Genomic DNA, 18,878 nt, shown 5'->3' on the forward strand with positions numbered 1-18,878 from the left:
ACCCGTGGTCGGGCTCGCACGCTGGTGGGCTGCTGGCTGTTGGCGACCGACCCACACCCCGAGCAGGGAGGAGCCGAAGCATGTCCGGCGAGCCGACGAACTCCGTGACCGAGCACCGCGAGCAGGCGGTGGAGGGCGAGCGGGGGGCGCTGTTGACCGTACTGGTGATGGTCCTGCTCGGCCTGGCCGGCATCTTCGCCGTCTCCTGAGCCGGCCGGGCGGCCCCGACACCGGAGCCGCCCTGCGTCCGACGGTCGCTCAGGGGCGCTCGCCCTGGCCCTCGGTGTGCGGCAGCCGCTGTGCCGGGACGACGCCGAGCCGGCCGGCCTGGAAGTCCTCGAACGCCTGGATCAGCTCGTCGCGGGTGTTCATCACGAACGGCCCGTAGTGCGCCACCGGCTCCCGGATGGGCTGCCCGCCCATGATGTAGAGGTCGAAGGTCTGGTTGCGGCTGTCCTGGCGGGCGTTCGCCTTGAACCGCAACGCGTCACCCGGCCCGTGCACGGCCAGTTGTCCGGTGCGGACGCCACGTCCGTTGGCGCCGACCGTGCCGCGCCCGCCGAGCACGTAGACCAGCGCGTTGAAGTCCGGCCGCCAGGGCAGATCCACCTGCGCCCCCGGCTCGACCGTCACGTGGGTGACGGTGATCGGGGTGTAGGTGGAGCCGGGCCCCCGGTGGCCGGCGATCTCACCGGCGATCACCCGGATCAGCGCCCCACCGTCGGGGGTGGTCAGCAACGCGGCCTGGTTGCCCCGGATGTCCTGGTACTTCGGTGGGCTCATCTTGGCCGCCCGGGGCAGGTTGACCCACAGCTGGGTGCCGTGGAACAGCCCACCGCTGACCACCAGGTGCTCCGGCGGGGCCTCGATGTGCAGCAGGCCGCTGCCGGCGGTCATCCACTGGGTGTCGCCGTTGGTGATCGTGCCGCCGCCACCGTGGCTGTCCTGGTGGTCGAAGATGCCGTCGATGATGTAGGTGACGGTCTCGAAGCCCCGGTGCGGGTGCCAGGAGGTGCCCTTCGGCTCGCCGGGCGCGTAGTCCACCTCGCCCATCTGGTCGAGCATGATGAACGGGTCCAGCTCGCTCATCGGCACCCCGGCGAAGGCCTTGCGCACCGGGAAACCCTCGCCCTCGAAGCCGCTGGGCGCGGTGGTCAGCCGGCGGACCGGCCGGAAGGCGGTGGACTCGTCGAGCCGCGGCAGCCGGGGCAGGACGAGGACGTTGTCGACGGTGATGGCGGGCATCGGGGCTCCTTCAGTTGTCGCCGGGGGTGGTGGCGAGGGTGGCGTCGCTGCCGTCGGCCGGGCGCAGTCGTCGGCCGAGCCGGGTGAAGATCCGGGTCAGGGCGGCGACCTCGGTGTCGTCGAGGTCGTCCATCAGGTGGGTACGCACGGAGCGCAGGTGGTGCGGCGCGGCCTCCCGCAGCGCCAGCAGCCCGGCGGCGGTCAGCACCGCCTCGCTGCCCCGCCCGTCCCGCGGACACGGCTGGCGGGCGACCAGGCCCCGTCGTTGCATGGAGGAGACCTGATAGGTCAGCCGGCTGGGTGAGAAGACCAGGCGGTCGGCCAGCTCGCCCATCCGCAGTCGGTGCCCGGGAACCTCGGCGAGCAGCACCAGCACGTGGTAGTCGGCGAAGCTGAGCCCGCTGGCGGCACGTAGGTCGTCCTCGAGTCGGGTGAACAACCGCTGGCTGGCCTCGATGTAGGTCCGCCAGGCGGTCAGGCGGTCGCGGTCCAGGCTCTCGGTCACGTACGCCAAGGTAGCACTTATTCAAAATTTGAACAAGGGGTCGCCATCTTGATGGCTGTGGTACGGGTGGGAGTGCTGAGAGGCGATGGTGAAGCTTTGAAGGAGTGCACCGGGTGGACCGCCGGGAGATGTCCGGTGCGCGGTCGGCGCGGGTGGTGTGAGACTCTGCCGCCGTGGAACTGACCGCTCCCGGCCTGCTGCTGCGCCCCTGGCGGGATGCGGACGCACCCGCCGTTCTGGAAGCCTGGCGAGATCCAGCGATCGCGCAGTGGAACCCGCAGGGCGACCCGCTCGATCTCGACGCCGCGCTGCGCTGGCTACGGTGGCGGGCCGACTGGTCGGGCGGGGGTCACGTGTCGCTGGCGGCGGCCGATCCGGCCGACCCGGAGATCCTGCTCGGTTCGGTGTCGCTGCACCGCATCCACGCCGGCGACGCCTCGATCGGTTACTGGACGGTCGCGGCCGCCCGTGGTCGCGGGGTTGCCACCGCGGCGGTGGTGCGGCTCAGCCGGTGGGCCTTCACCGACCTCGGGCTGGAGCGGATCGAGCTGTGCCACGCGGTGGCCAACCCGGCCTCCTGCCGGGTCGCCGAGCGGGCCGGCTTCGCGGCCGAGGGCACGCTGCGGCAGTCGCACCGCTACGGCGACGGGCGCCGCTACGACGAGCACCTGCACGCCCGCCTCGCCACCGACTGACCGGGCGGCCCCACCCTTGAGGCGGGACGGCCCGGTCGGTGGTATCGGACGGAGTCAGCCTGCGGTCTGCGGCGCGCGTCCACCCAGGTTCAGCCGGCCGAGCAGTTGTCGGGCCTGGTCGGCAACGTCGGCCTCCACGGTGACCGCGTACCGGTTGGCCCGCAGTGAACTGGCGGAGGTGAAGTCGCGCTGCCCGCCCGTCATCGCGTGTGCGACGGCACCGAAGACGGCACCCCAGATCGCACCGATGACGAGGCCGGCGAGGATCACCGCCACCCAGTTCCCGACGGTGAAGATGCCGAACAGCAGGCCGATGAACAGACCGAACCAGGCCCCCGTACCCGCGCCGACAAGTGCCGCGCGGGCGGTGGTGAGCCGACCCAGCACGGTCTCCACCAGGGTCAGGTCGGTGCCGACGATGGCGGTGCGTTCCACCGGGAACCGGTTGTCGGCGAGATGGTCCACCACCCGCTGGGCGCTCGGATAGTCCTCGAACGCGCCGATCGTCACGGTCGGTGGGCCGGTCGGTGGCCCGTGGCCGTTGCCACTGGGCGCGGCGGGACGGCCGCCGGGGCCCGACGGGAGGGTGCCGCCGCCGGTCACGCCCGGCTGCCAGGCCGAGGGGTTCGACTGTGTGGTCATGGTCTCCTCCTTCGTCACCGGTCGCCTACCCCGCGTCGGCGCAGCGGTAACGCCCAGGTGGCCGCGGGCTCGCGGGCCCGGCTGCCCGGGAGGCACAGGGCCGGCCCCCGGCCCCGCCGTACGGGCGGCGGTGCCGGGGGCCACGGGACGGGTCGGGCTATCAGGCGCAGGCGGTGCCGTTCAGCGTGTAACCGGTCGGCGCGGCCAGGCTGCTGCCGGTGTAGGTGCCCTGGAGACCGACGCTGAGCGTGCCGCCGCTGGGCAGGCTGCCGTTCCAGGGGGCGTTGCGGACCGTGATCTGGTTGCCGGACTGGCTCCACTCGCCGTTCCAGCCGTTGCTCAGCCGTACCCCGGAGGCGACGTTGAACGTCAGGTTCCAGCCGTTCAGCGCCGCGCCGCGGTTGGTCACCCGGATCTCGGCGGTGAAGCCACCGGTCCACGTGTTCGGGGTGAACGTCACCGAGCAGCCACCGCCGGGCGGGTTGGTGGTCGGCGGGATCGTGGTCGGCGGGGTGAACGTCGGCGGGGTGGAGGTGGGCGGGGTGCTGGTGGGCGGGGTGGTGGTCGGCGGAGCCGTGGTCGGTACCGGACCGGCCGCGATGGCCAGGTCGTACGCCCGCTGCGGCACGAACTGACCCGCCGCCGCGATGCAGCCGTCCGCCTCGCCGGGCAACTTCACCCAGAGGAACGCGTCGATCGCGGAGTCGCCGGTGTTGGTGGTGCTCGGGGTGCCGATGGCCCGCCCCGGCGGGTCGCACCACTCGGAGCCGGCCGGACCGTTGCCGTTGCGGCTGGTGTCGACGACCGCCTTCAGCCGGGAGTTGCCGGTGGCCGCGATGATCTGCTTGGCGTACGACACCTCGTCGGCGGTGCGGCGGTAGTTCGACACGTTGACCGAGATGCCGTCGGCGCTGTTGGCGACGTCGGCGGCGTTCAGCCGGGCGGCGGCCTCACCGGCGGAGAGCCAGCCACCGTGGCCGATGTCGAAGTAGACCTTGGCTGCGGAGGAGCCCCGCTTGAGCGCCTTGCCGGCGTACGCCATCGAGGCCCGCACCTCGGCCTGCTGGCTCTCGTTCATGCAGCTGCTCATGATGGGGAGCACGTCCGGCTCCAGGATGATGCTGGCCGGACGGCCACCGAGGCCGGCGGCGACCTGGTCCACCCACTGCCGGTAGGCGCTGTGGTTCGGGGCCCCACCCGCGCTGTGGTTGCTGCAGTCGCGGTTGGGGATGTTGTAGACCACCAGGATCGGGATCTTGCCGGCGGCGGCCGCGGCGCCGACGAAGGAGTCCACCTCGGCGCGTACGGTCGAGGTGTTGGTGGTGGTGTACCAGCGGGGTTGCGGCACGCTGGCGATCCGGTCCCGGATCACGGCGGCTTTCGAGTCGTTCGGGTTGGCCGCCACCCAGCGGGCGGCGCTGGTCTGCGGGTCGACGTAGAAGGCGGAGTCGGCGGCCGCGGCGGGCGCGGGGCGCAGCGCGCCCACGCCGACGCTGCCGGCCACGGTCAGTGCCGTCGCCACGACGCCGACCAGAGCGAACGTGCTACGGGTTCTCATGGTCTGCTCCTCGTACCCATCGAAGAAAGTGCGTGGAAGCGCTCCCACATGTCCGACAAGGTACGGGCTTATTGCCGGCCTGTGAAGAGTTTCCGGAACAAGTCGACCGACTACCGTTCCGGCGGGCGTCGAAGCCGAGACGTACCGTCCTACGATCACCGGATGCGTGGTGAACCGTCGGGTGTGGTGGTGATCGGTGCCGGCATCGCCGGTGTGGCCTGCGCCCGGGAGCTGCGCGACGCCGGGGTGCCGGTGCAGATCCGGGAACGGGGACGGGTCGCCGGTGGCCGGATGGCCAGCCGGCGCTTCGACGGCCGCCCCGCCGATCTCGGTGCCGCCTACTTCACCGTGAGCGACCCCGAGTTCGCCGAGGTGGTGCGCGGCTGGCGGACGGCCGGCCTGGCCCGCGAGTGGACCGACACCTTCGTGGCGTACGACGGTGGCGGCCGTCGCGCGGCGCCCGGACCGATGCGGTGGTCGGCGCCGCGTGGGCTGCGCTCACTCGTGGAACATCTCGCCCGGGACCTGCCCGTGGTGGTCAACCGGCTGGTGCTGGGTGTCGGACCGGGACCGACGGTGGACGGCGAGGACTGCGCGGCGGTCGTGCTGGCGATGCCCGGGCCGCAGGCCGCGCTGCTGCTCGACCCGGAACTCGTCCCGGCCACCGACGCCGTGGGACGGCAGCGGTGGTCGCCGACGCTGGCGGCGATGCTGCGTTTTCCGTGCCGGCGGTGGACCGACTTCGGTGGCGCCTTCGTCAATGATCATCCACTGCTCAGCCTGGTCTGCGACGACGGCGACCGGCGCGGTGACGGCGCCGCGGTCCTGGTCGCGCACACCACCGAGGGGTTCGCCGCCGGACACCTGGCCCAGCCCACCGCGGCCGCGCCGCAGATCGAGGCGGCCGTACGCGACCTGCTCGCCCTGCCCGACCGGGCGGAGTTCGTGCACGTGCACCGGTGGACGTACGCCAAGCCGGCCGACGGCGGTGGCCCGGACACCGGCTTCCACCTCGACGACGACGGCATCGGGCTGGCCGGGGACGCGTTCGGCAGACCCCGGGTGCAGACCGCCTGGCGCTCCGGCCGCGACCTCGGCCGCGCCCTGGCCCGCCGACTGGCCTGACGCTCCGGCTGCCCCGCGTCGTCCGGCGGGCGTTCAGGCGGCGACGGCGGGGGAACGCTCCGGCGGGGACGCCGATCTGGTGCGCTCGCCCGACGCGTCGAGCATCCGCATGACCGGCGTCGCCGCGACTCCGTGCACCACCACCGAGAGGATCACCACCAGGGCGACGGTGGCCCAGACCAGCTCCGCCTGAGGAAAGTCCGCCTTGGTGGTGGCGTACGCCAGGTAGTAGAACGAGCCGATGCCCCGGATGCCGAAGGCCGCGATCACCAGGTGCTCCGCGGGCCGACCGGGAGCGCCGCGCAGCGCCAGCCAACCGACCAGCGGTCGGACCACGAACACCAGGGCCAGACCGACCAGGGCGGCGGGCCAGGTCAGACCGGCCAGCAGCCCGCTGATCACCGCGCCGCCCAGCAGCAGCAGCATCAGCACCGTGAGCAGCCGTTCCACCTGCTCGGCGAAGTCGTGCAGCACCGCGTGGTACTCGTGGTTGCGCTCCGCCGCCCGGATCGCGCGGGCGGCCACGAAGACCGCCAGGAAACCGTAGCCGCCGGCCACCTCCACCAGCCCGTACGCCAGGAAGGTGGCGGCCAGCGCCAGGAACCCCTCCGCGTGCCGGGCCAGCCGCAGCTCGCTGGGTGCCCGGAAGAAGAGTTTGCCGAGCAGCCACCCGATCAGGAGCCCACCGGCCAGCCCGACCGTGAGCTTGTAGAGCACGTCGAGCGTGATCCAGCGGACCAGCCAGTCGCCGGGGGCGAGACCGGCGCCCGCGATCGCGATCGCCGCGTAGACGAACGGGAAGGCCAGGCCGTCGTTCAGCCCGGCCTCCGAGGTGAGCGCGAACCGAACCTCGTCCTCGGCATCCTCGTCAGCGTTGGGCTCGCCGACCTGGACGTCACTGGCGAGCACCGGATCGGTCGGCGCGAGCGCCGCGGCGAGCAGCAACGCGCTGGCCGGCACCAGACCCGCCCACCACCAGCCGAGCAGGGCGACGGCGGCGATGCACAGCGGCATGGCCACGGCGAGCAGCCGCCACGTCGACGACCAACGCGCCCAGCTCAACGGTCGGTCGATCTTCAGGCCGGCACCCATCAGCGCGACGATCACGCAGATCTCGGTGAGATGGGTGGCGATATCCCGATGCGTGAGGGGATCCGGCACGGGCAGACCGGTGGGCAGCAGGTAGATCAGCATCCCGAGGCCGAGGAACGCCAGCGGCATGGACAGCGGACGCCGCTCCAGCAACCGTGGCAGGATGCCGGCGAGCAGGGCCGCCACACCGAGCACCGCGAACGCAACGTCGATCGTCTCCACCGGACCGCCTCTCGCCACGCCCGCGGCACGCGGACAGGTGGCGCACAACGTGCCCCGGCTGACGTTCCGGTAATCCGGAATTCCGCCCCAGGGGCTGACGCCGCGCCGACGCCCTCGGTCCGGCGCCTCAGGCAGGTGGCAGCAGGATCTCGAACCAGACCGTCGAGCCGCGGACGGTGGGGTCGGTGCCCCAGGCGTCGCTCAGCTCCTCGATCAGCCCCAGCCCGCGCCCCCGGCTGCTCAGGGTCTCCGTGCGGGCCCGGGTCACCGTGCCCCGGGAGCCGGAGTCGGCCACCGAGACGAGCAGCCGCTCGGGGCTGAGGTCGACCTCGACCCGGGCCGCCGTGCCGGCGTGCAGCAGCGCGTTGGTGGTCAGCTCGCTGGTGCACAGCACCGCCGCGCCGATCACCGACTCCGCGACCTCCCACTCGGTCAGCTGGGCGGTCATCCAGTGCCGCACCCGGCTCGGTGCGGTCGGCTCGGCGGGCACCTCCATCCGCGCCGACCGGCTGGGCCGCACCGCGTACTCGACGGCGAGCACGGCCACGTCGTCCTCGGTCGCGCCGGGCACGGCCGCGGAAGCCACCGCGCACAACGCCCTCGGGTCGCCACTGGGCGCACCGGCCACCGACTCCGCCAGCCGGGCCAGGCCGTCCGACAGGCCGTGCCGGCGTCGCTCCACCACACCGTCGCTGAACAGCAGCAGCGTGTCACCGGGAACGAACGCGACGGTACGCGTCGCCGCCCGGTAACCGACCCCCAACGGAGCACCCGAGGGCACGTCGACGTACTCGGCCCGCGGCTCACCCGTCGGCGCACAGCGACGCACCAGTGGCGCGGGATGACCGGCACTGGCCAGGGTCAGCTCCTTACGGCCGACGTCGATGACGCCGAACGTCACGGTGACGAACAGCTCGTACGTGCCGGCCTCGGCGCCCAGACTGCCCACCAACCGATCGAGCCCGGCGAGCACCTGGTCCGGGCGCGGATCGTTGAGGGCCAGCGCCCGCAACGCGGCACGCACCTGCCCCATCCGGGCGGCGGCCTGCACGTCGTGGCCGGCGACGTCGCCGAGGACCACGCCCAGGTCGCCGGTGGGCAGCAAGAACGCGTCGTAGAAGTCACCGCCGGCGGCGTTGCCGTCGACCCCCGGGTCGTAGCGCGCGGCGATCCGTAGCTGGGGCAGGACCGGCAGGTGCTCCGGCAGCATGCTCCGTTGCAGCAGTTGGGCGGTGCCGTGCTGGGTCTCGAAGCGGCGGGCCCGCTCGGTGGCCTGCCCGACCAGCTCGGCCGAGGCCGCCAGCAGCGCCCGCTCCGCGGCCGACCACGGATGCGGCGAGCGGTAGCCGACGGTCAGCGCTCCCCGAACCACCGACGCCCGCAGCGGTACGGCCGCCAGGGCGCGGATCTTCTGGTCGTGCCGGTCGGCCGCGATCTCGTGCAGCGGCTGGCCGTCGTCGATGAAGCTGGCCTGGCCGGTGCGGGCACTGACCACCACCGGTGCCGACCAGCCGGCGGGACCGCGTCGCCACAGTGGGGGCAACCGTTCGTCCGCCTCGTCCACCAATTCGCCCCGGACCCGCCGGACCATCCGCCACCCGGTGCCGCCGCCCCCGTCGTCCACCGCGAACGACACCCGGTCGGCGTCGAACGAGGTGATCGCGTAACGCAGCGCGACCCGGGCCACGTCGTCCAGGGTGAGCGTGCCGGACAGCGCCGCGGCGAAATCGCTGAGACCCTGCAGCTGCCGGGTCGCCGGGCTGGTCTCGGCGACCACGGACAGCACCCCGACGACCCGGCCGTGGCTGTCCCGTACGGGTGAGCACGCGCGGGTGTAGACGGGTTGGTCGAGCGCGACGGAGGCGGACTGCAGCGGGAGCGGGATCTCCCGGTCCAGGACCGGCACCCCGGTGCGGTAGGTCTGCTCGACGACGTCACCGACACCGGGGCGCTGCCAGACCTCGGCGAAGACCTCGGCGGGGGGCCGCCCCATGGCGTCCGGATGTCGGTCGCCGATCAGGTCGGCGTACGCGTCGTTGTACAGCAGCAGCAGGTCCGCGCCGAGGTGCAGGGCCATCGGAGCCGGGGAGGCGAGCACCACCTCGACGGTCGCGCGGACGGCGGGATCCCACGACTCGTACGGACCGAGCGCGGTGTCACCCCAGCGGGGGTGGCGGGCGACGGCCGCCGTGCCCGGCACCGCCGTGCCCGGCAGCGGGCCTGATGGCGTGGGTACTCGCCCGACCGTTCCTGGCATGAGCGCAGCCTAGTCCGCCCGCTCGACCCACGTTCCGGATCATCGGCCGGGCGCGCCGGACCGGGACGTCAGAGCAGGTCAGAGCCGTTCCGGTGCGATCTGTCCAGAAAAAAGGGGGTGACCGCGGCGGCGTGCCGACCGGGGGAAGGGGTAAGCGCGCCGGGCAATCCATGCGACAGGAGGGACATCATGCCGGAAACCCTCGCGGCCAGGCAGGTCGACATCGGTGACGCCGCGGCCGACATGTGGAGGTCGGTGCTGCTGTTCGTGCCCCGGGCCATCGCGTTCATCGCGATCCTCGTGGTCGGATGGCTCATCGCCAGAGCCGTGCTCAAAATCGTGGACACGGTACTGGAACGGGTGGGGTTCGACCGGTGGGTCGAACGGGGCGGTATCAAGCGTGCGCTGGAGCGGACGCGGTACGACGCCAGCGACATCCTGGCGCGGCTCGCGTACTACGCGGTGCTGCTGTTCACCCTTCAGTTCGCCTTCGGCGTCTGGGGACCGAACGCGATCAGCGATCTGATCGCGGGCGTGGTGGCCTGGCTGCCTCGGGCGTTCGTCGCGATCGTCATCGTGGTGGTGGCGGCCGCGATCGCCAACGCGGTGCGGGATCTCGTCACCGGGGCGCTCGGTGGGCTGTCGTACGGCCGTTTCCTGGCCGACGTGACGGCGATCTTCATCCTCGCCCTGGGTGTCATCGCGGCGCTGAACCAGGTGGGTATCGCCACCACCGTGACCCAGCCCGTGCTGATCGCGGTGCTCGCCACGGTGGCCGGCATCCTGATCGTCGGCGTCGGTGGCGGTCTGGTGCGGCCGATGCAGAACCGTTGGGAAGGCTGGCTCACCCGAGCGGCCGAGGAATCGCGGGCGATCCGTGAGCAGCGGCAGGGCGCCGAGGCCGGCCGCGGTGACATGCAGCGGCAGATGGCCGACCGGACCGGTGCCGCCCAGCCGGCCTCGCGGGGATCGGAATCCTCGATGGCCGGCGGCCGGGGTACCTACCAGTCCGGCAACAGCGGCGACGAGACCCAGCAGTTCCGTCCGTGACGGTCGGACGCTCGCGTCGCGGGTCGCGTTGAGACGGGTGTCCGCCGCCTGGCGGACACCCGTCCGCACGTCACAGCGGTGGCGGCTGCGCGGCCGGCGTGTCCAGCGCGGCCGTCAGCGCGCAGACGGCGAGCAGGCGCACCGTCAACCAGTCCGCCTCCGCCCAGTCGATCGGGGCGGCGGCCGGCTGCCAACCGTGCTCCTCGGCGGCGGCGCACATGCCGTCGGCGTACCCGGCGAGGGCGGCGGCGCTCAACGGCCGCCGGTCCCCGTGCAGACTGTCACGCACCGCGGCGGCGTGCTGGTCCACGGCGGCGAGCAACCCCGGCCGGGCGGCGGCTGCGGCGAGTCCGTCGAGACCCACGGCGTTGGCGAGGGTCATCAGACTGGACCGCGCCCAGTCGACGGCGGTGGGGGAGACGACCCGGTTCGACGACACGCGCATAAGGAACGAATGTAGCCAACCGGCGGGGCCGCGACCTCGGCCGCTCGGACGGTCCCGGCGGCACCGGGTGGTGTCCGCCGGATGTCCGAGGGGATCGAGTCGGGCGCGGCGGACGGCGGGAACCGGACGCCCCGCCACGACCGGCAGCGGAAGGCCCTACTCGGCGGAAGAGGCGTCCGCCGGGCGGCGACGCGCGGCGTCGTCGGCGATGATCACGGTTGCCACCATCAGCGCGACGCAGAGGCTGAACAGCCACGAGCTGTCGTCGACCAGCCTGGCCGAGACGGGTGCCTGCACGGCGGCGAGGAGGAAGCCGAGCCATGCCAGGCGGCGCTGACGGGTGGAGAGGAAGCCGGAGCCCTGATGCATTCCGAAAGTCTTGCGCGCGTCAGGGCCGTTGCCGTCAGCCGAACGGCCGATTCTGCCGGAGCTGTCCGAATTCACCGCCCGTTCGGCTGAGGCCGCCGGGCTGCCGGGCCTGGCCCTGCGGGTACGCCCCGGACCACCGCCGGAGCCCGGAACGTACCCGTAGGTGGCGTGTCAGAGAGTGTCCGGACCGGTACGCCCGGTGGTGGACGGGCGGTAGGCGCGGTCCGGGTCGGTGGGCTCACGACCCGTGCCGGGCACCTCGCCGCCCCGGTCGGCCGCCTCGGGGCCGTGTCCGAAGGCCGCTTCCTCCCCGGCGTCGTTGCCGGTCACGTCGTCGGCCTGCCCGTCGAGGGTGGATCGGGCGACGGCCCGGTCCAGCTCCTCGAGGGGAAGTCGTTCCTCGTTGCGCCACGCCCTGTCGTCGGTCATGCCCATCGCGGTACCCCCGCCCCGTCGTCGCAAACGACACCGGGGGCCGGGCGTGACCGTGCCTCGGTACGGCAGCGGACCCGGTCAACCAGCGACGGCCGCCGGGTACGCCCGGCGGCCGTCGTGGGTGTCGTCGCGGGGATCAGGGCTGCGGACGGTCGACCTGACCGCGCCACGCTCCGGTCTCCTGACCGCGCCGCTCGATGAACGCCTTGAAGCGCTGCAGGTCGCCCTTTGCCCGACGGTCGACCACGCCGAGTTTGTCGCCGGCCTTCTCGATGACCCCGTGCGGGTCGAACTCCAGCTGGAGGGAGACCCGGCTGGTGTTCTCGTCCAGCCGGTGGAAGGTGACCACCCCGGAGTGCTGGGTGCCGCCGGTCGACCGCCACGCCACCCGCTCGTCGGGCAGCTGCTCGGTGATCTCGGCGTCGAACTCCCGCTTGACCCCGGCGATCTCCACGGTCCAGTGGGTCATCGTGTCGGAGAGCTGGCGAATCTCCTGCACACCCTCCATGAACTGCGGAAACTCCTCGAACTGGGTCCACTGGTCGTACGCCGTCCGGACCGGGACGGCCACGTCGACATGCTCCGTTACACCACTCATCGGAATCCTTCCCTGCACTTGGTGAGGCTTGCGGACCGGTCGGTCCACCTACCAGCGCGTCGTCTCGTTGGTGTGGCCGAGCGCCGCCCACACCTCGGACACCGTCTGGTACCGGGTGCTCTCGGGCAGGCGCTCCAACGCGGCCAGTACGTCGTCGGGGGCCTCGTTCTCCCGCGCGTTGGCGAGCAGTGCGGCCCGGTCCCCGGGCAGGGCGTTCATCGTGATGAACCGCCCCAGCCGGCTGCGGGCCTCGACATCCTCGGAGGTCATGCCCTGCGGAGCGCCGCTGCGCAGGTCGCCGGCCGGCGCCGTGGTCGGCTCCGGCTGGTCCTCTCCCGCGGGCTCCGGGACGCGGAACTCGTCGACCCGCGAGCCGCCCGTCCCCGGCCCCTGCACGAGGCCGCTGACCTCCTGGCTCATCTGCTCGTCGACCCTCGGTGAGTGCTTGCTGCTGCCGCGATCCATGTCTTCTGCGCTACCCGAGGGGGCGGGGGGTAAACCCGATGCGCGGTCACCCACCGGCCGGCGACCGCGGCGGCAACACCGGCTCGTCGGTGTCCTCGCGGCCGGACTGCAGCCGCCGTCCCCGCTGTAGTTCGGCGTTGATCTGGACACCGAGCATCAGCGCGGAGTTGGACAGGTAGAGCCAGACCAGGAACGCGATCACCGCCCCGAGGCTGCCGTAGGTCGTGCTGTACGAGCCGAAGTTGGCCACGTACAACCCGAAGCCGAAGGAACCGAGTGCCCAGGTGGTCAGGGCCACCACCCCGCCCAGGGTGAGCCAGCGGAAGCGGGGTTGCCGCACGTTCGGTGCGACCCAGAACAGCAGGGACATCAACAGCATGCCGATCAACGCCAGCGCCGGCCACTTGGCCATCGCCCAGGCGGTGCGGGCGGCGCCGCCGGCACCCACCAGGTCGCCGACCGCGTCGGCGACCGGGCCGCTGACGATCAGACCGGCGGCCACGATGGCGAGCAGCACCAGCGACACGGCAGCCAGCCCGATCTGCGTCGGGCGCAGCCGCCACACGGGCCGTCCCTCGACCACGCCGTAGATCGCGTTCGAGGCCCGGGTGAAGGAGGCGATGAAGTTCGAGGCCGACCAGAGCGCACCGAGCAGACCGAAGCTGAGCAACACGCCGGCGGAACTGTTCTGGTCCACCACCTCGCGGACCACGCCGACGAAGCTCTCGTTCGCCACGACCGAGCCGGCGCCCATCTCGCGGGCCAGATCGAGCACCGTGTCGACGGTGCGTTCACCATCGGAGACCAGTCCGACCAGGGCCACCACCACGACGGTGGAGGGGAACAACGCCAGCACCCCGTAGTAGGTGAGAGCCGCGGCCCAGTCCGTGCAGTTGTCCCGCAGGTAGTTGCGCCCGGCCCGGACCAGCACGCCACGCCAGGTGGACCAGCGGAGCTGGCGGATTCCCGGCAGGCCCGGCGCCGACGGATCGGTCGACGGGGCCTCGGGGTTCGTCGTCGTCATCACCGCTCCCTGGGCGCTGCGGGCACGTGGATGGCCCCGCCGGTACCCGGCGCGTTCCGGCGGCAAACCCCGCCGGCGTTTGCCGCCGCGTCCCCGGGGTACGCCAATTCGAATCGCTCGCACACGGAGGAGGATCGAGATGCCCGGGCGCGAGGTACTGCCCAGCACGCTGCGGCGCTCCCCGGAGAAGGCCCAGCGCACCTGGGAGAAGACACACGATTCCGCGGTCGAGACCTACGGCGAGGGCGAGCGGGCCCACCGCACCGCGTTCGCCGCCGTCAAGCACGAGTTCGAGAAGGTCGGTGACCACTGGGAGCCGAAGGGCCGCAAGGGCCCCAGCGACCGGCAGGCCGCCGGCGGCGGGCCGGCCCGACGGGCACCCACCGCCGGTGGGGTGGACGCGAACGCCACCAAGGAGCATCTCCTGGGGGTCGCCCGCGAACTGGACGTGTCGGGACGGTCGACCATGACCAAGCCGGAACTGGTCAAGGCGATCCAGAAGGCCAACGACCGACAGACCCGCAAGGCCCGCGGCGGCTGAGCCCGCCGTCGTCGACGGGGCCCGACACCGGGGTACGCCTCCGGCCGGGCCCCGCCCGCCTGCCCGTGCGCCGGCTCACCAGTGGCCGCCGCCGGGCGCCTGGATGTGCACCGCCTTGGTGGCGGTGAACTCGTCGAGCAGTTCCGGCCCGTAGCCGAAGCCCTGACCGCTGGCCCGGCGCGGGTGGGCGGCGCCGGCCGGTGCGCCACCGAACACCGAGTTGACCTTCACGGTGCCCACCGGCAGCTCCCGCCAGGCCCGCTGGGCGTGGCTCATCGACCCGGTCAGCACGGTCGCCGCCAACCCGTACGGTGAGTCGGCCGCGCACCGCAGCGCCTCGGAGAACGAGTCGACCACCACGACGGGTGCCACCGGGCCGAACGTCTCCTCCCGGATCAACGCCAGGTCGTGCCGGCAGTGGTCGATCACGGTCGCCGGGTAGAAGGCACCCGGCCCCTCCGGCAGGGTGCCGCCGACGCGCAGCCGGGCGCCGTCGGCCACCGCCGCGATCACCTGCCCGTGCACCTGATCGCGATGGCGCCGGTCGACGAGGGGACCGAGCTGGGTCCGCGGATCCCGTCCCGGGCCGACGCGCAGCGCGGCGGCCCGCTCGACGAGCGCCGCGACGAAGTCCTCGGCGACGTCGCGGTGGGCGTAGATCCGCTCCACCGCGACGCAGATCTGACCCGCGTTGGCGAACGCACCCAGGGCGGCCTCACCGGCGGCCCAGCTCGGGTCGACGTCGGCGTCGACGATCAGCGGGTCGCTGCCGCCGTTCTCCAGCAGCACCTTGGCGCCGGTGCCGGCCGCGGCCGTGGCGATCGCCCGGCCGGTGGCGCTGGACCCCACGTGCGCCACCATGTCCACCTCGGCGCCGGCCAGCGCCGCGCCGGTGGTCGGGCCGCCGCTGAGCAGCGACAGCACCCCCGCCGGCAGGGCGGTGTCGAACGCCCGGGCCAGCAGCCACCCGGTCGCCGGGGTCCGCTCGCTGGGCTTGTGCAGCACCACGTTGCCGGTGACCAGGGCCGCTCCGAGCAGCCCGCACGACACGGCGACCGGGTCGTTCCACGGGGTGATGGCCGCCACCACCCCACGCGGCTGCGGTGTCATGAAGTCGATCGCGGCGGGATCGCCGTGCAGGGTGCGCCCGCCCCGGGCCGGGGCGAGTTCGGCGTACTGCCGCAGGGTGGCGATGCCCGCCTCGACACCGCCCCGGGCGTCCGCCAGCGGCTTGCCCATCTCCGCGGTCGTCGCCTGGGCCAGGTCGTCGGCGGCCTCGGTGATCGCGTCGGCGACCCGGTGCAGCGCCGCGGCCCGGTCCGCCGGGGAGGTCGCCGCCCACTCGGACGCCACCCCCCGCGCCGCCGCCACCGCCTTGTCGACCTCGTCGGCCGTGGCGACCGGGGCACTTGTCACCGGGCGGCCGTCAGCCGGATCGTGCACCGTCAACTCGCCGGCCTCCCCGCCGGCACCCCACACCCCACCGATGAGCTGCGTGACCGTGTACATGGCGCGCTGCATGCCCGGGCCCGGCCGTGGCAAACGTTTCGCCCGGCGGGGCCGGGGTAGCGTCCTCGGATGACTTCGCCAGGTTCCCTCGGTGCCGAGCGGGCCGACGCCGTCGTCGTCGGTGCCGGACACAACGGCCTGGTCGCCGCCAACCTGCTGGCGGACGCGGGTTGGGACGTGCTGGTGCTGGAGGCGACCGGGGTTCCCGGCGGGGCGGTCCGCTCGGCCGAGGTGACCGCCCCCGGTTACCTCAGCGACCTGTTCAGCTCGTTCTACCCGCTCGGCTACGCCTCGCCGGTGTTGCGTGGGCTAGACCTGACCCGGTACGGGCTCACCTGGCGGCACGCCCCCGACGTGCTGGCCCACCTGTTCCCCGACGACCGGGCCGCCGTGCTCAACCGCGACCCCGCCGTCACGGCGGCCTCGCTGGAGACCTTCGCCCCCGGCGACGGCGAGCGCTGGCTGACCGCGTACGCGCAGTGGCGGCAGGTCGCCGAACCGATGCTGGAGCTGATCACCACGCCGTTTCCGCCGGTGCGCGGCGGCCTCGGCCTGCTGCGCCGGCTACGGGTCGGCGGCGCGCTGCGGCTGGCCCGGCGGCTGGTGCTGCCGGTGAACCGGCTCGGCGAGGAACTGTTCGCCGGCGCCGGCGGGCCGGCGTTGCTCGCCGGCTGCGCCCTGCACACCGACCTGTCCACGGAGGAGGCCGGCTCCGGCGTCTACGGCTGGCTGCTCGCCATGCTCGGCCAGCAGGTCGGCTGGCCGGTCCCGGAGGGCGGCGCACAGAAGATCACCGACGCGTTGGTGGCCCGGTTGACCGAGCGGGGCGGCCGGATCCGCTACGGCGCCCGGGTGGATCGGGTCCTGGTCGCCCGGGGTCGGGCGGTGGGGGTCCGCACCGTTGGTGGGGCCACCTGGCGGGCGCGTCGGGCGGTGCTCGCCGACGTGCCCGCGCCCGCCCTGTACCTGGACCTGGTCGGCCCGGCCCGGCTGCCCCCGCGACTGGTGGCCGACCTGGAACACTTCCGGTGGGACGGCTCCACGCTGAAGGTGGACTGGGCGCTGTCCGCTCCGGTGCCCTGGACGAACCGTCGCCTGGCCACCGTCGGCACCGTGCACCTGGGGGCGGACCTCGACGGATTGACCGGTTACGCCGCCAGGCTGGCCCTGGGCGAGCTGCCACCGGATCCGTTTCTGCTGGTGGGGCAGATGTCGGTGGCGGACCCGAGTCACTCGCCGCCGGGCACCGAGTCGCTCTGGTCGTACACCCACCTGCCGTTCCGCCGGCACTGGCGGGCCGACGACATCATGTCCCACGTCGAGCGGATGGAGACGGCGCTGGAAACCGCCGCACCCGGGTTCCGCGCTCTGGTGGTGGGCCGGCACGTGGCCGGGCCGGCCGAGTTGGAGGACGCCGACCCGAGTCTGGTCGGCGGTGCGCTCGGCGGCGGCACCGCCGCCCCGTACCAGCAGCTGTTCCTGCGGCCGGTACCCGGGCTGGGCCGCGCCGACACTCCGGTGGATCGGCTCTTCCTGGCCAGCGCGTCGGCGCATCCCGGCGGGGGTGTGCACGGCGCCCCCGGCGCGAACGCCGCCCGCGCCGCGCTGGCCCGGGACCGTGCCCTCACCGGTGGGGTGTACCACCGGGTGATCGCCACCGCACACCGGGCCGTCTACGAATGACCCGGCGGCTCAGGGCTCGATGTTGCGGTGCCGGGTACGCAGCTTGAACGGCATCAGCGCACTCTCGATCTTGGTGGCGGTGGTCATCTTCGAGGTGCCGTCGCGCCGCTCCTCGAACCGGATCGGCACCTCCAGGATGGTGTGCCCCCGCTTGGTGGCCAGGTAGTGCATCTCGACCTGGAAGCTGTAGCCGTTGGACTGCACCCGCTCCAGCCCGATGTCGCGCAGCGCGTCGGCCCGCCAGATCTTGAAACCGGCGGTGAGGTCGCGGATGCGGACCCGCAGCAGCGTGTGCACGTACAGGTTCGCCCAGCCGCTGAGGGCCCGACGGTACAGCGGCCAGTTCTCGTCCAGCTCGCCGCCGGGAACGTAGCGTGACCCGATGACCACGCCGGCCTGAGTGGACAGCAGCGCGCCCAGCATGCCCGGCAACGCCTCCGGTGGGTGGGACAGGTCGGCGTCCATCTGGGCCACGTACTCGGCGCCGCCGTCGAGGGCCCGGCTGATCCCGTCCACGTACGCCCGGCCCAGACCCTCCTTGCCCGGTCGGTGCACGACCTGCACCCGCTCCGGATGCTCGATGGCGAGCTTGTCCGCGACCTCACCGGTGCCGTCGGGGGAGTTGTCGTCGGCGACCAGCACCTTCAGGCCCGGAAGTGGCAACGCGAGGAGACGCTCGACAAGCACCGGCACGTTGCCCGCCTCGTTGTAGGTCGGGACCACGACGGTCAGGCGCACGTCCCGCCACGGCGAGGGCAACTGGACGGGTTCGATCATGGGGGACATCCTCGGTATGCGGACAGGGTTCCCCGTGAGCGTAGCCACTTGTCCCTTCCGGGGTGAAATGGCTCCCCGCGCCGGGCCCGCGATCAGGCCGGTGTCTTCTGCCGTTCGGCGATGTCGGAGAGCCGGTCCAGGGTCTCCTCGTTGCGCAGATGCAGCACCAGATCGTTGATTTTGGTGCGGATCCAGCGCAGTGGCCCGGCGGCGAAGTCCTCGGCGAGCAGCACCCGGGTCCGCTCCGCGCCGAGGGGCTCCAGGGTGAAGGTCACCATGGCCTCCCCGGCCGGCCAGAGTTGGACGCGGAGCACGAGTTCGCGCTCCGGCTCACAGGCCAGCACCGTCGAGCAGTCCTCCAGGGAGAACGGCCAGGGACCGGCGCGGTGGTGCAGCCGGGTGCCCACCCGGGGCCAGTCCTGGTCGACGTCGCGCATGTGGGCGGTGCCCACCACCCAGTCGCTGTAGGTCCATCCGTCCGCCAGTACCGCCCACACCTGCCGGACCGGTGCCTCGATCACTTTTTCCACGACCGCCACCGCCGCTCGGTACCCCGCCGGTGGCCTCGGCTAACGAGGGCGCCGGGTTAGCTTCTCCGGGACTGCGGGTAAGGCCAACCGCGGGCGGTCGTGCGGGTGCCG

21 protein-coding genes are annotated in these 18,878 nt (G+C 73.0%); 6 read left to right on the forward strand and 15 right to left on the reverse strand.

Annotation, left to right across the window (positions count from 1 at the left end; translation table 11 throughout):
• The first annotated feature begins 80 nt into the window (after window positions 1-80).
• A complete protein-coding gene (locus O7597_RS21805; protein WP_269738898.1) occupies window positions 81-209 on the forward strand; it encodes a hypothetical protein in 129 nt (42 codons plus the stop codon).
• A gap of 49 nt (window positions 210-258) precedes the next feature.
• Here O7597_RS21805 and O7597_RS21810 read toward each other — a convergent pair whose 3' ends face one another.
• On the reverse strand, window positions 259-1,245 hold the full coding sequence (locus O7597_RS21810) for a pirin family protein (protein WP_281580554.1): 987 nt from the start codon (window positions 1,243-1,245) through the stop codon (window positions 259-261).
• A 10-nt stretch (window positions 1,246-1,255) separates the two neighbouring features.
• Window positions 1,256-1,750 carry a MarR family transcriptional regulator gene (locus tag O7597_RS21815; RefSeq protein WP_269738896.1) on the reverse strand — a complete coding sequence of 165 codons (495 nt, stop codon included), beginning with the start codon at window positions 1,748-1,750 and terminating at the stop codon, window positions 1,256-1,258.
• 173 nt (window positions 1,751-1,923) lie between these two features.
• On the opposite strand from O7597_RS21815, the gene O7597_RS21820 reads away from it, so the two are divergent.
• Entirely contained in the window at window positions 1,924-2,445 is a 522-nt protein-coding gene (locus O7597_RS21820; protein WP_269738895.1) for a GNAT family N-acetyltransferase, read from the forward strand.
• Window positions 2,446-2,499: 54 nt separating this feature from the next.
• Here O7597_RS21820 and O7597_RS21825 read toward each other — a convergent pair whose 3' ends face one another.
• Both O7597_RS21825 and O7597_RS21830 read right to left on the reverse strand, forming a co-directional pair.
• Window positions 2,500-3,087, reverse strand: a complete 588-nt coding sequence (locus tag O7597_RS21825; RefSeq protein WP_269738894.1) for a general stress protein — start codon at window positions 3,085-3,087, stop codon at window positions 2,500-2,502.
• 160 nt (window positions 3,088-3,247) lie between these two features.
• The gene (locus O7597_RS21830; protein WP_269738893.1) at window positions 3,248-4,645 is read right to left on the reverse strand and encodes a glycoside hydrolase family 6 protein; all 1,398 of its coding nucleotides are present in this window, start codon (window positions 4,643-4,645) and stop codon (window positions 3,248-3,250) included.
• Window positions 4,646-4,828: 183 nt separating this feature from the next.
• Between O7597_RS21830 and O7597_RS21835 the strand changes: the two genes are divergently transcribed.
• Window positions 4,829-5,770 carry an FAD-dependent oxidoreductase gene (locus O7597_RS21835; RefSeq protein WP_269742585.1) on the forward strand — a complete coding sequence of 314 codons (942 nt, stop codon included), beginning with the start codon at window positions 4,829-4,831 and terminating at the stop codon, window positions 5,768-5,770.
• A gap of 33 nt (window positions 5,771-5,803) precedes the next feature.
• Here the strand turns inward: O7597_RS21835 and O7597_RS21840 are convergent, their stop codons facing one another.
• Together O7597_RS21840 and O7597_RS21845 are read right to left on the reverse strand one after the other, a co-directional pair.
• Window positions 5,804-7,084, reverse strand: a complete 1,281-nt coding sequence (locus O7597_RS21840) for a cation:proton antiporter (RefSeq protein ID WP_269738892.1) — start codon at window positions 7,082-7,084, stop codon at window positions 5,804-5,806.
• 127 nt (window positions 7,085-7,211) lie between these two features.
• Window positions 7,212-9,341, reverse strand: a complete 2,130-nt coding sequence (locus O7597_RS21845; protein ID WP_269738891.1) for a SpoIIE family protein phosphatase — start codon at window positions 9,339-9,341, stop codon at window positions 7,212-7,214.
• A gap of 189 nt (window positions 9,342-9,530) precedes the next feature.
• On the opposite strand from O7597_RS21845, the gene O7597_RS21850 reads away from it, so the two are divergent.
• A complete protein-coding gene (locus O7597_RS21850; RefSeq protein WP_281580555.1) occupies window positions 9,531-10,391 on the forward strand; it encodes a hypothetical protein in 861 nt (286 codons plus the stop codon).
• 70 nt (window positions 10,392-10,461) lie between these two features.
• Here O7597_RS21850 and O7597_RS21855 read toward each other — a convergent pair whose 3' ends face one another.
• The 6 genes from O7597_RS21855 to O7597_RS21880 all read right to left on the reverse strand — a co-directional run bounded on the left by O7597_RS21855 (window position 10,462) and on the right by O7597_RS21880 (window position 13,727).
• Entirely contained in the window at window positions 10,462-10,836 is a 375-nt protein-coding gene (locus tag O7597_RS21855) for a DUF6401 family natural product biosynthesis protein (RefSeq protein ID WP_281580556.1), read from the reverse strand.
• Window positions 10,837-10,992: 156 nt separating this feature from the next.
• Window positions 10,993-11,205 (reverse strand): hypothetical protein, encoded by a 213-nt coding sequence (locus O7597_RS21860; protein WP_269738888.1) that lies wholly within the window; start codon window positions 11,203-11,205, stop codon window positions 10,993-10,995.
• A 171-nt stretch (window positions 11,206-11,376) separates the two neighbouring features.
• A complete protein-coding gene (locus O7597_RS21865; RefSeq protein ID WP_099846597.1) occupies window positions 11,377-11,634 on the reverse strand; it encodes a hypothetical protein in 258 nt (85 codons plus the stop codon).
• A 142-nt stretch (window positions 11,635-11,776) separates the two neighbouring features.
• Complete coding sequence (locus O7597_RS21870) at window positions 11,777-12,238, reverse strand: SRPBCC family protein (RefSeq protein WP_269738887.1); 462 nt, start codon at window positions 12,236-12,238, stop codon at window positions 11,777-11,779.
• 48 nt (window positions 12,239-12,286) lie between these two features.
• Complete coding sequence (locus tag O7597_RS21875; protein WP_164445267.1) at window positions 12,287-12,703, reverse strand: DUF2795 domain-containing protein; 417 nt, start codon at window positions 12,701-12,703, stop codon at window positions 12,287-12,289.
• A 46-nt stretch (window positions 12,704-12,749) separates the two neighbouring features.
• Window positions 12,750-13,727, reverse strand: a complete 978-nt coding sequence (locus tag O7597_RS21880) for a YihY/virulence factor BrkB family protein (protein ID WP_269738886.1) — start codon at window positions 13,725-13,727, stop codon at window positions 12,750-12,752.
• Window positions 13,728-13,866: 139 nt separating this feature from the next.
• Here O7597_RS21880 and O7597_RS21885 point away from each other — a divergent pair, with 139 nt between their 5' ends.
• A complete protein-coding gene (locus tag O7597_RS21885) occupies window positions 13,867-14,268 on the forward strand; it encodes a ChaB family protein (protein ID WP_269738885.1) in 402 nt (133 codons plus the stop codon).
• A gap of 75 nt (window positions 14,269-14,343) precedes the next feature.
• Here O7597_RS21885 and O7597_RS21890 read toward each other — a convergent pair whose 3' ends face one another.
• On the reverse strand, window positions 14,344-15,777 hold the full coding sequence (locus O7597_RS21890; protein ID WP_269738884.1) for an aldehyde dehydrogenase family protein: 1,434 nt from the start codon (window positions 15,775-15,777) through the stop codon (window positions 14,344-14,346).
• A 69-nt stretch (window positions 15,778-15,846) separates the two neighbouring features.
• Between O7597_RS21890 and O7597_RS21895 the strand changes: the two genes are divergently transcribed.
• Window positions 15,847-17,460, forward strand: coding sequence for an NAD(P)/FAD-dependent oxidoreductase (locus O7597_RS21895; RefSeq protein ID WP_281580557.1), 1,614 nt, complete (start codon window positions 15,847-15,849; stop codon window positions 17,458-17,460).
• Between the two features lie 9 nt (window positions 17,461-17,469).
• Here the strand turns inward: O7597_RS21895 and O7597_RS21900 are convergent, their stop codons facing one another.
• Entirely contained in the window at window positions 17,470-18,237 is a 768-nt protein-coding gene (locus O7597_RS21900) for a polyprenol monophosphomannose synthase (RefSeq protein WP_269738882.1), read from the reverse strand.
• Between the two features lie 92 nt (window positions 18,238-18,329).
• Entirely contained in the window at window positions 18,330-18,767 is a 438-nt protein-coding gene (locus O7597_RS21905; RefSeq protein ID WP_348650759.1) for an SRPBCC family protein, read from the reverse strand.
• Between the last annotated feature and the right edge of the window lie 111 nt (window positions 18,768-18,878).

Origin of the sequence: Verrucosispora sp. WMMC514 (genome assembly GCF_027497295.1) — a bacterium.
In the GTDB taxonomy this organism is placed as follows: Bacteria; Actinomycetota; Actinomycetes; order Mycobacteriales; family Micromonosporaceae; genus Micromonospora; species Micromonospora palythoicola.

Coding starts and splice junctions, on each gene's coding strand:
- O7597_RS21805 (WP_269738898.1), top strand. CDS start 81: ATGTCCGGCGAGCCGACGAACTCCGTGACCGAGCACCGCGAGCAGGCG.
- O7597_RS21810 (WP_281580554.1), bottom strand. CDS start 1,245: ATGCCCGCCATCACCGTCGACAACGTCCTCGTCCTGCCCCGGCTGCCG.
- O7597_RS21825 (WP_269738894.1), bottom strand. CDS start 3,087: ATGACCACACAGTCGAACCCCTCGGCCTGGCAGCCGGGCGTGACCGGC.
- O7597_RS21830 (WP_269738893.1), bottom strand. CDS start 4,645: ATGAGAACCCGTAGCACGTTCGCTCTGGTCGGCGTCGTGGCGACGGCA.
- O7597_RS21845 (WP_269738891.1), bottom strand. CDS start 9,341: ATGCCAGGAACGGTCGGGCGAGTACCCACGCCATCAGGCCCGCTGCCG.
- O7597_RS21850 (WP_281580555.1), top strand. CDS start 9,531: ATGCCGGAAACCCTCGCGGCCAGGCAGGTCGACATCGGTGACGCCGCG.
- O7597_RS21855 (WP_281580556.1), bottom strand. CDS start 10,836: ATGCGCGTGTCGTCGAACCGGGTCGTCTCCCCCACCGCCGTCGACTGG.
- O7597_RS21860 (WP_269738888.1), bottom strand. CDS start 11,205: ATGCATCAGGGCTCCGGCTTCCTCTCCACCCGTCAGCGCCGCCTGGCA.
- O7597_RS21865 (WP_099846597.1), bottom strand. CDS start 11,634: ATGACCGACGACAGGGCGTGGCGCAACGAGGAACGACTTCCCCTCGAG.
- O7597_RS21870 (WP_269738887.1), bottom strand. CDS start 12,238: ATGAGTGGTGTAACGGAGCATGTCGACGTGGCCGTCCCGGTCCGGACG.
- O7597_RS21875 (WP_164445267.1), bottom strand. CDS start 12,703: ATGGATCGCGGCAGCAGCAAGCACTCACCGAGGGTCGACGAGCAGATG.
- O7597_RS21880 (WP_269738886.1), bottom strand. CDS start 13,727: ATGACGACGACGAACCCCGAGGCCCCGTCGACCGATCCGTCGGCGCCG.
- O7597_RS21885 (WP_269738885.1), top strand. CDS start 13,867: ATGCCCGGGCGCGAGGTACTGCCCAGCACGCTGCGGCGCTCCCCGGAG.
- O7597_RS21890 (WP_269738884.1), bottom strand. CDS start 15,777: ATGTACACGGTCACGCAGCTCATCGGTGGGGTGTGGGGTGCCGGCGGG.
- O7597_RS21895 (WP_281580557.1), top strand. CDS start 15,847: ATGACTTCGCCAGGTTCCCTCGGTGCCGAGCGGGCCGACGCCGTCGTC.
- O7597_RS21900 (WP_269738882.1), bottom strand. CDS start 18,237: ATGATCGAACCCGTCCAGTTGCCCTCGCCGTGGCGGGACGTGCGCCTG.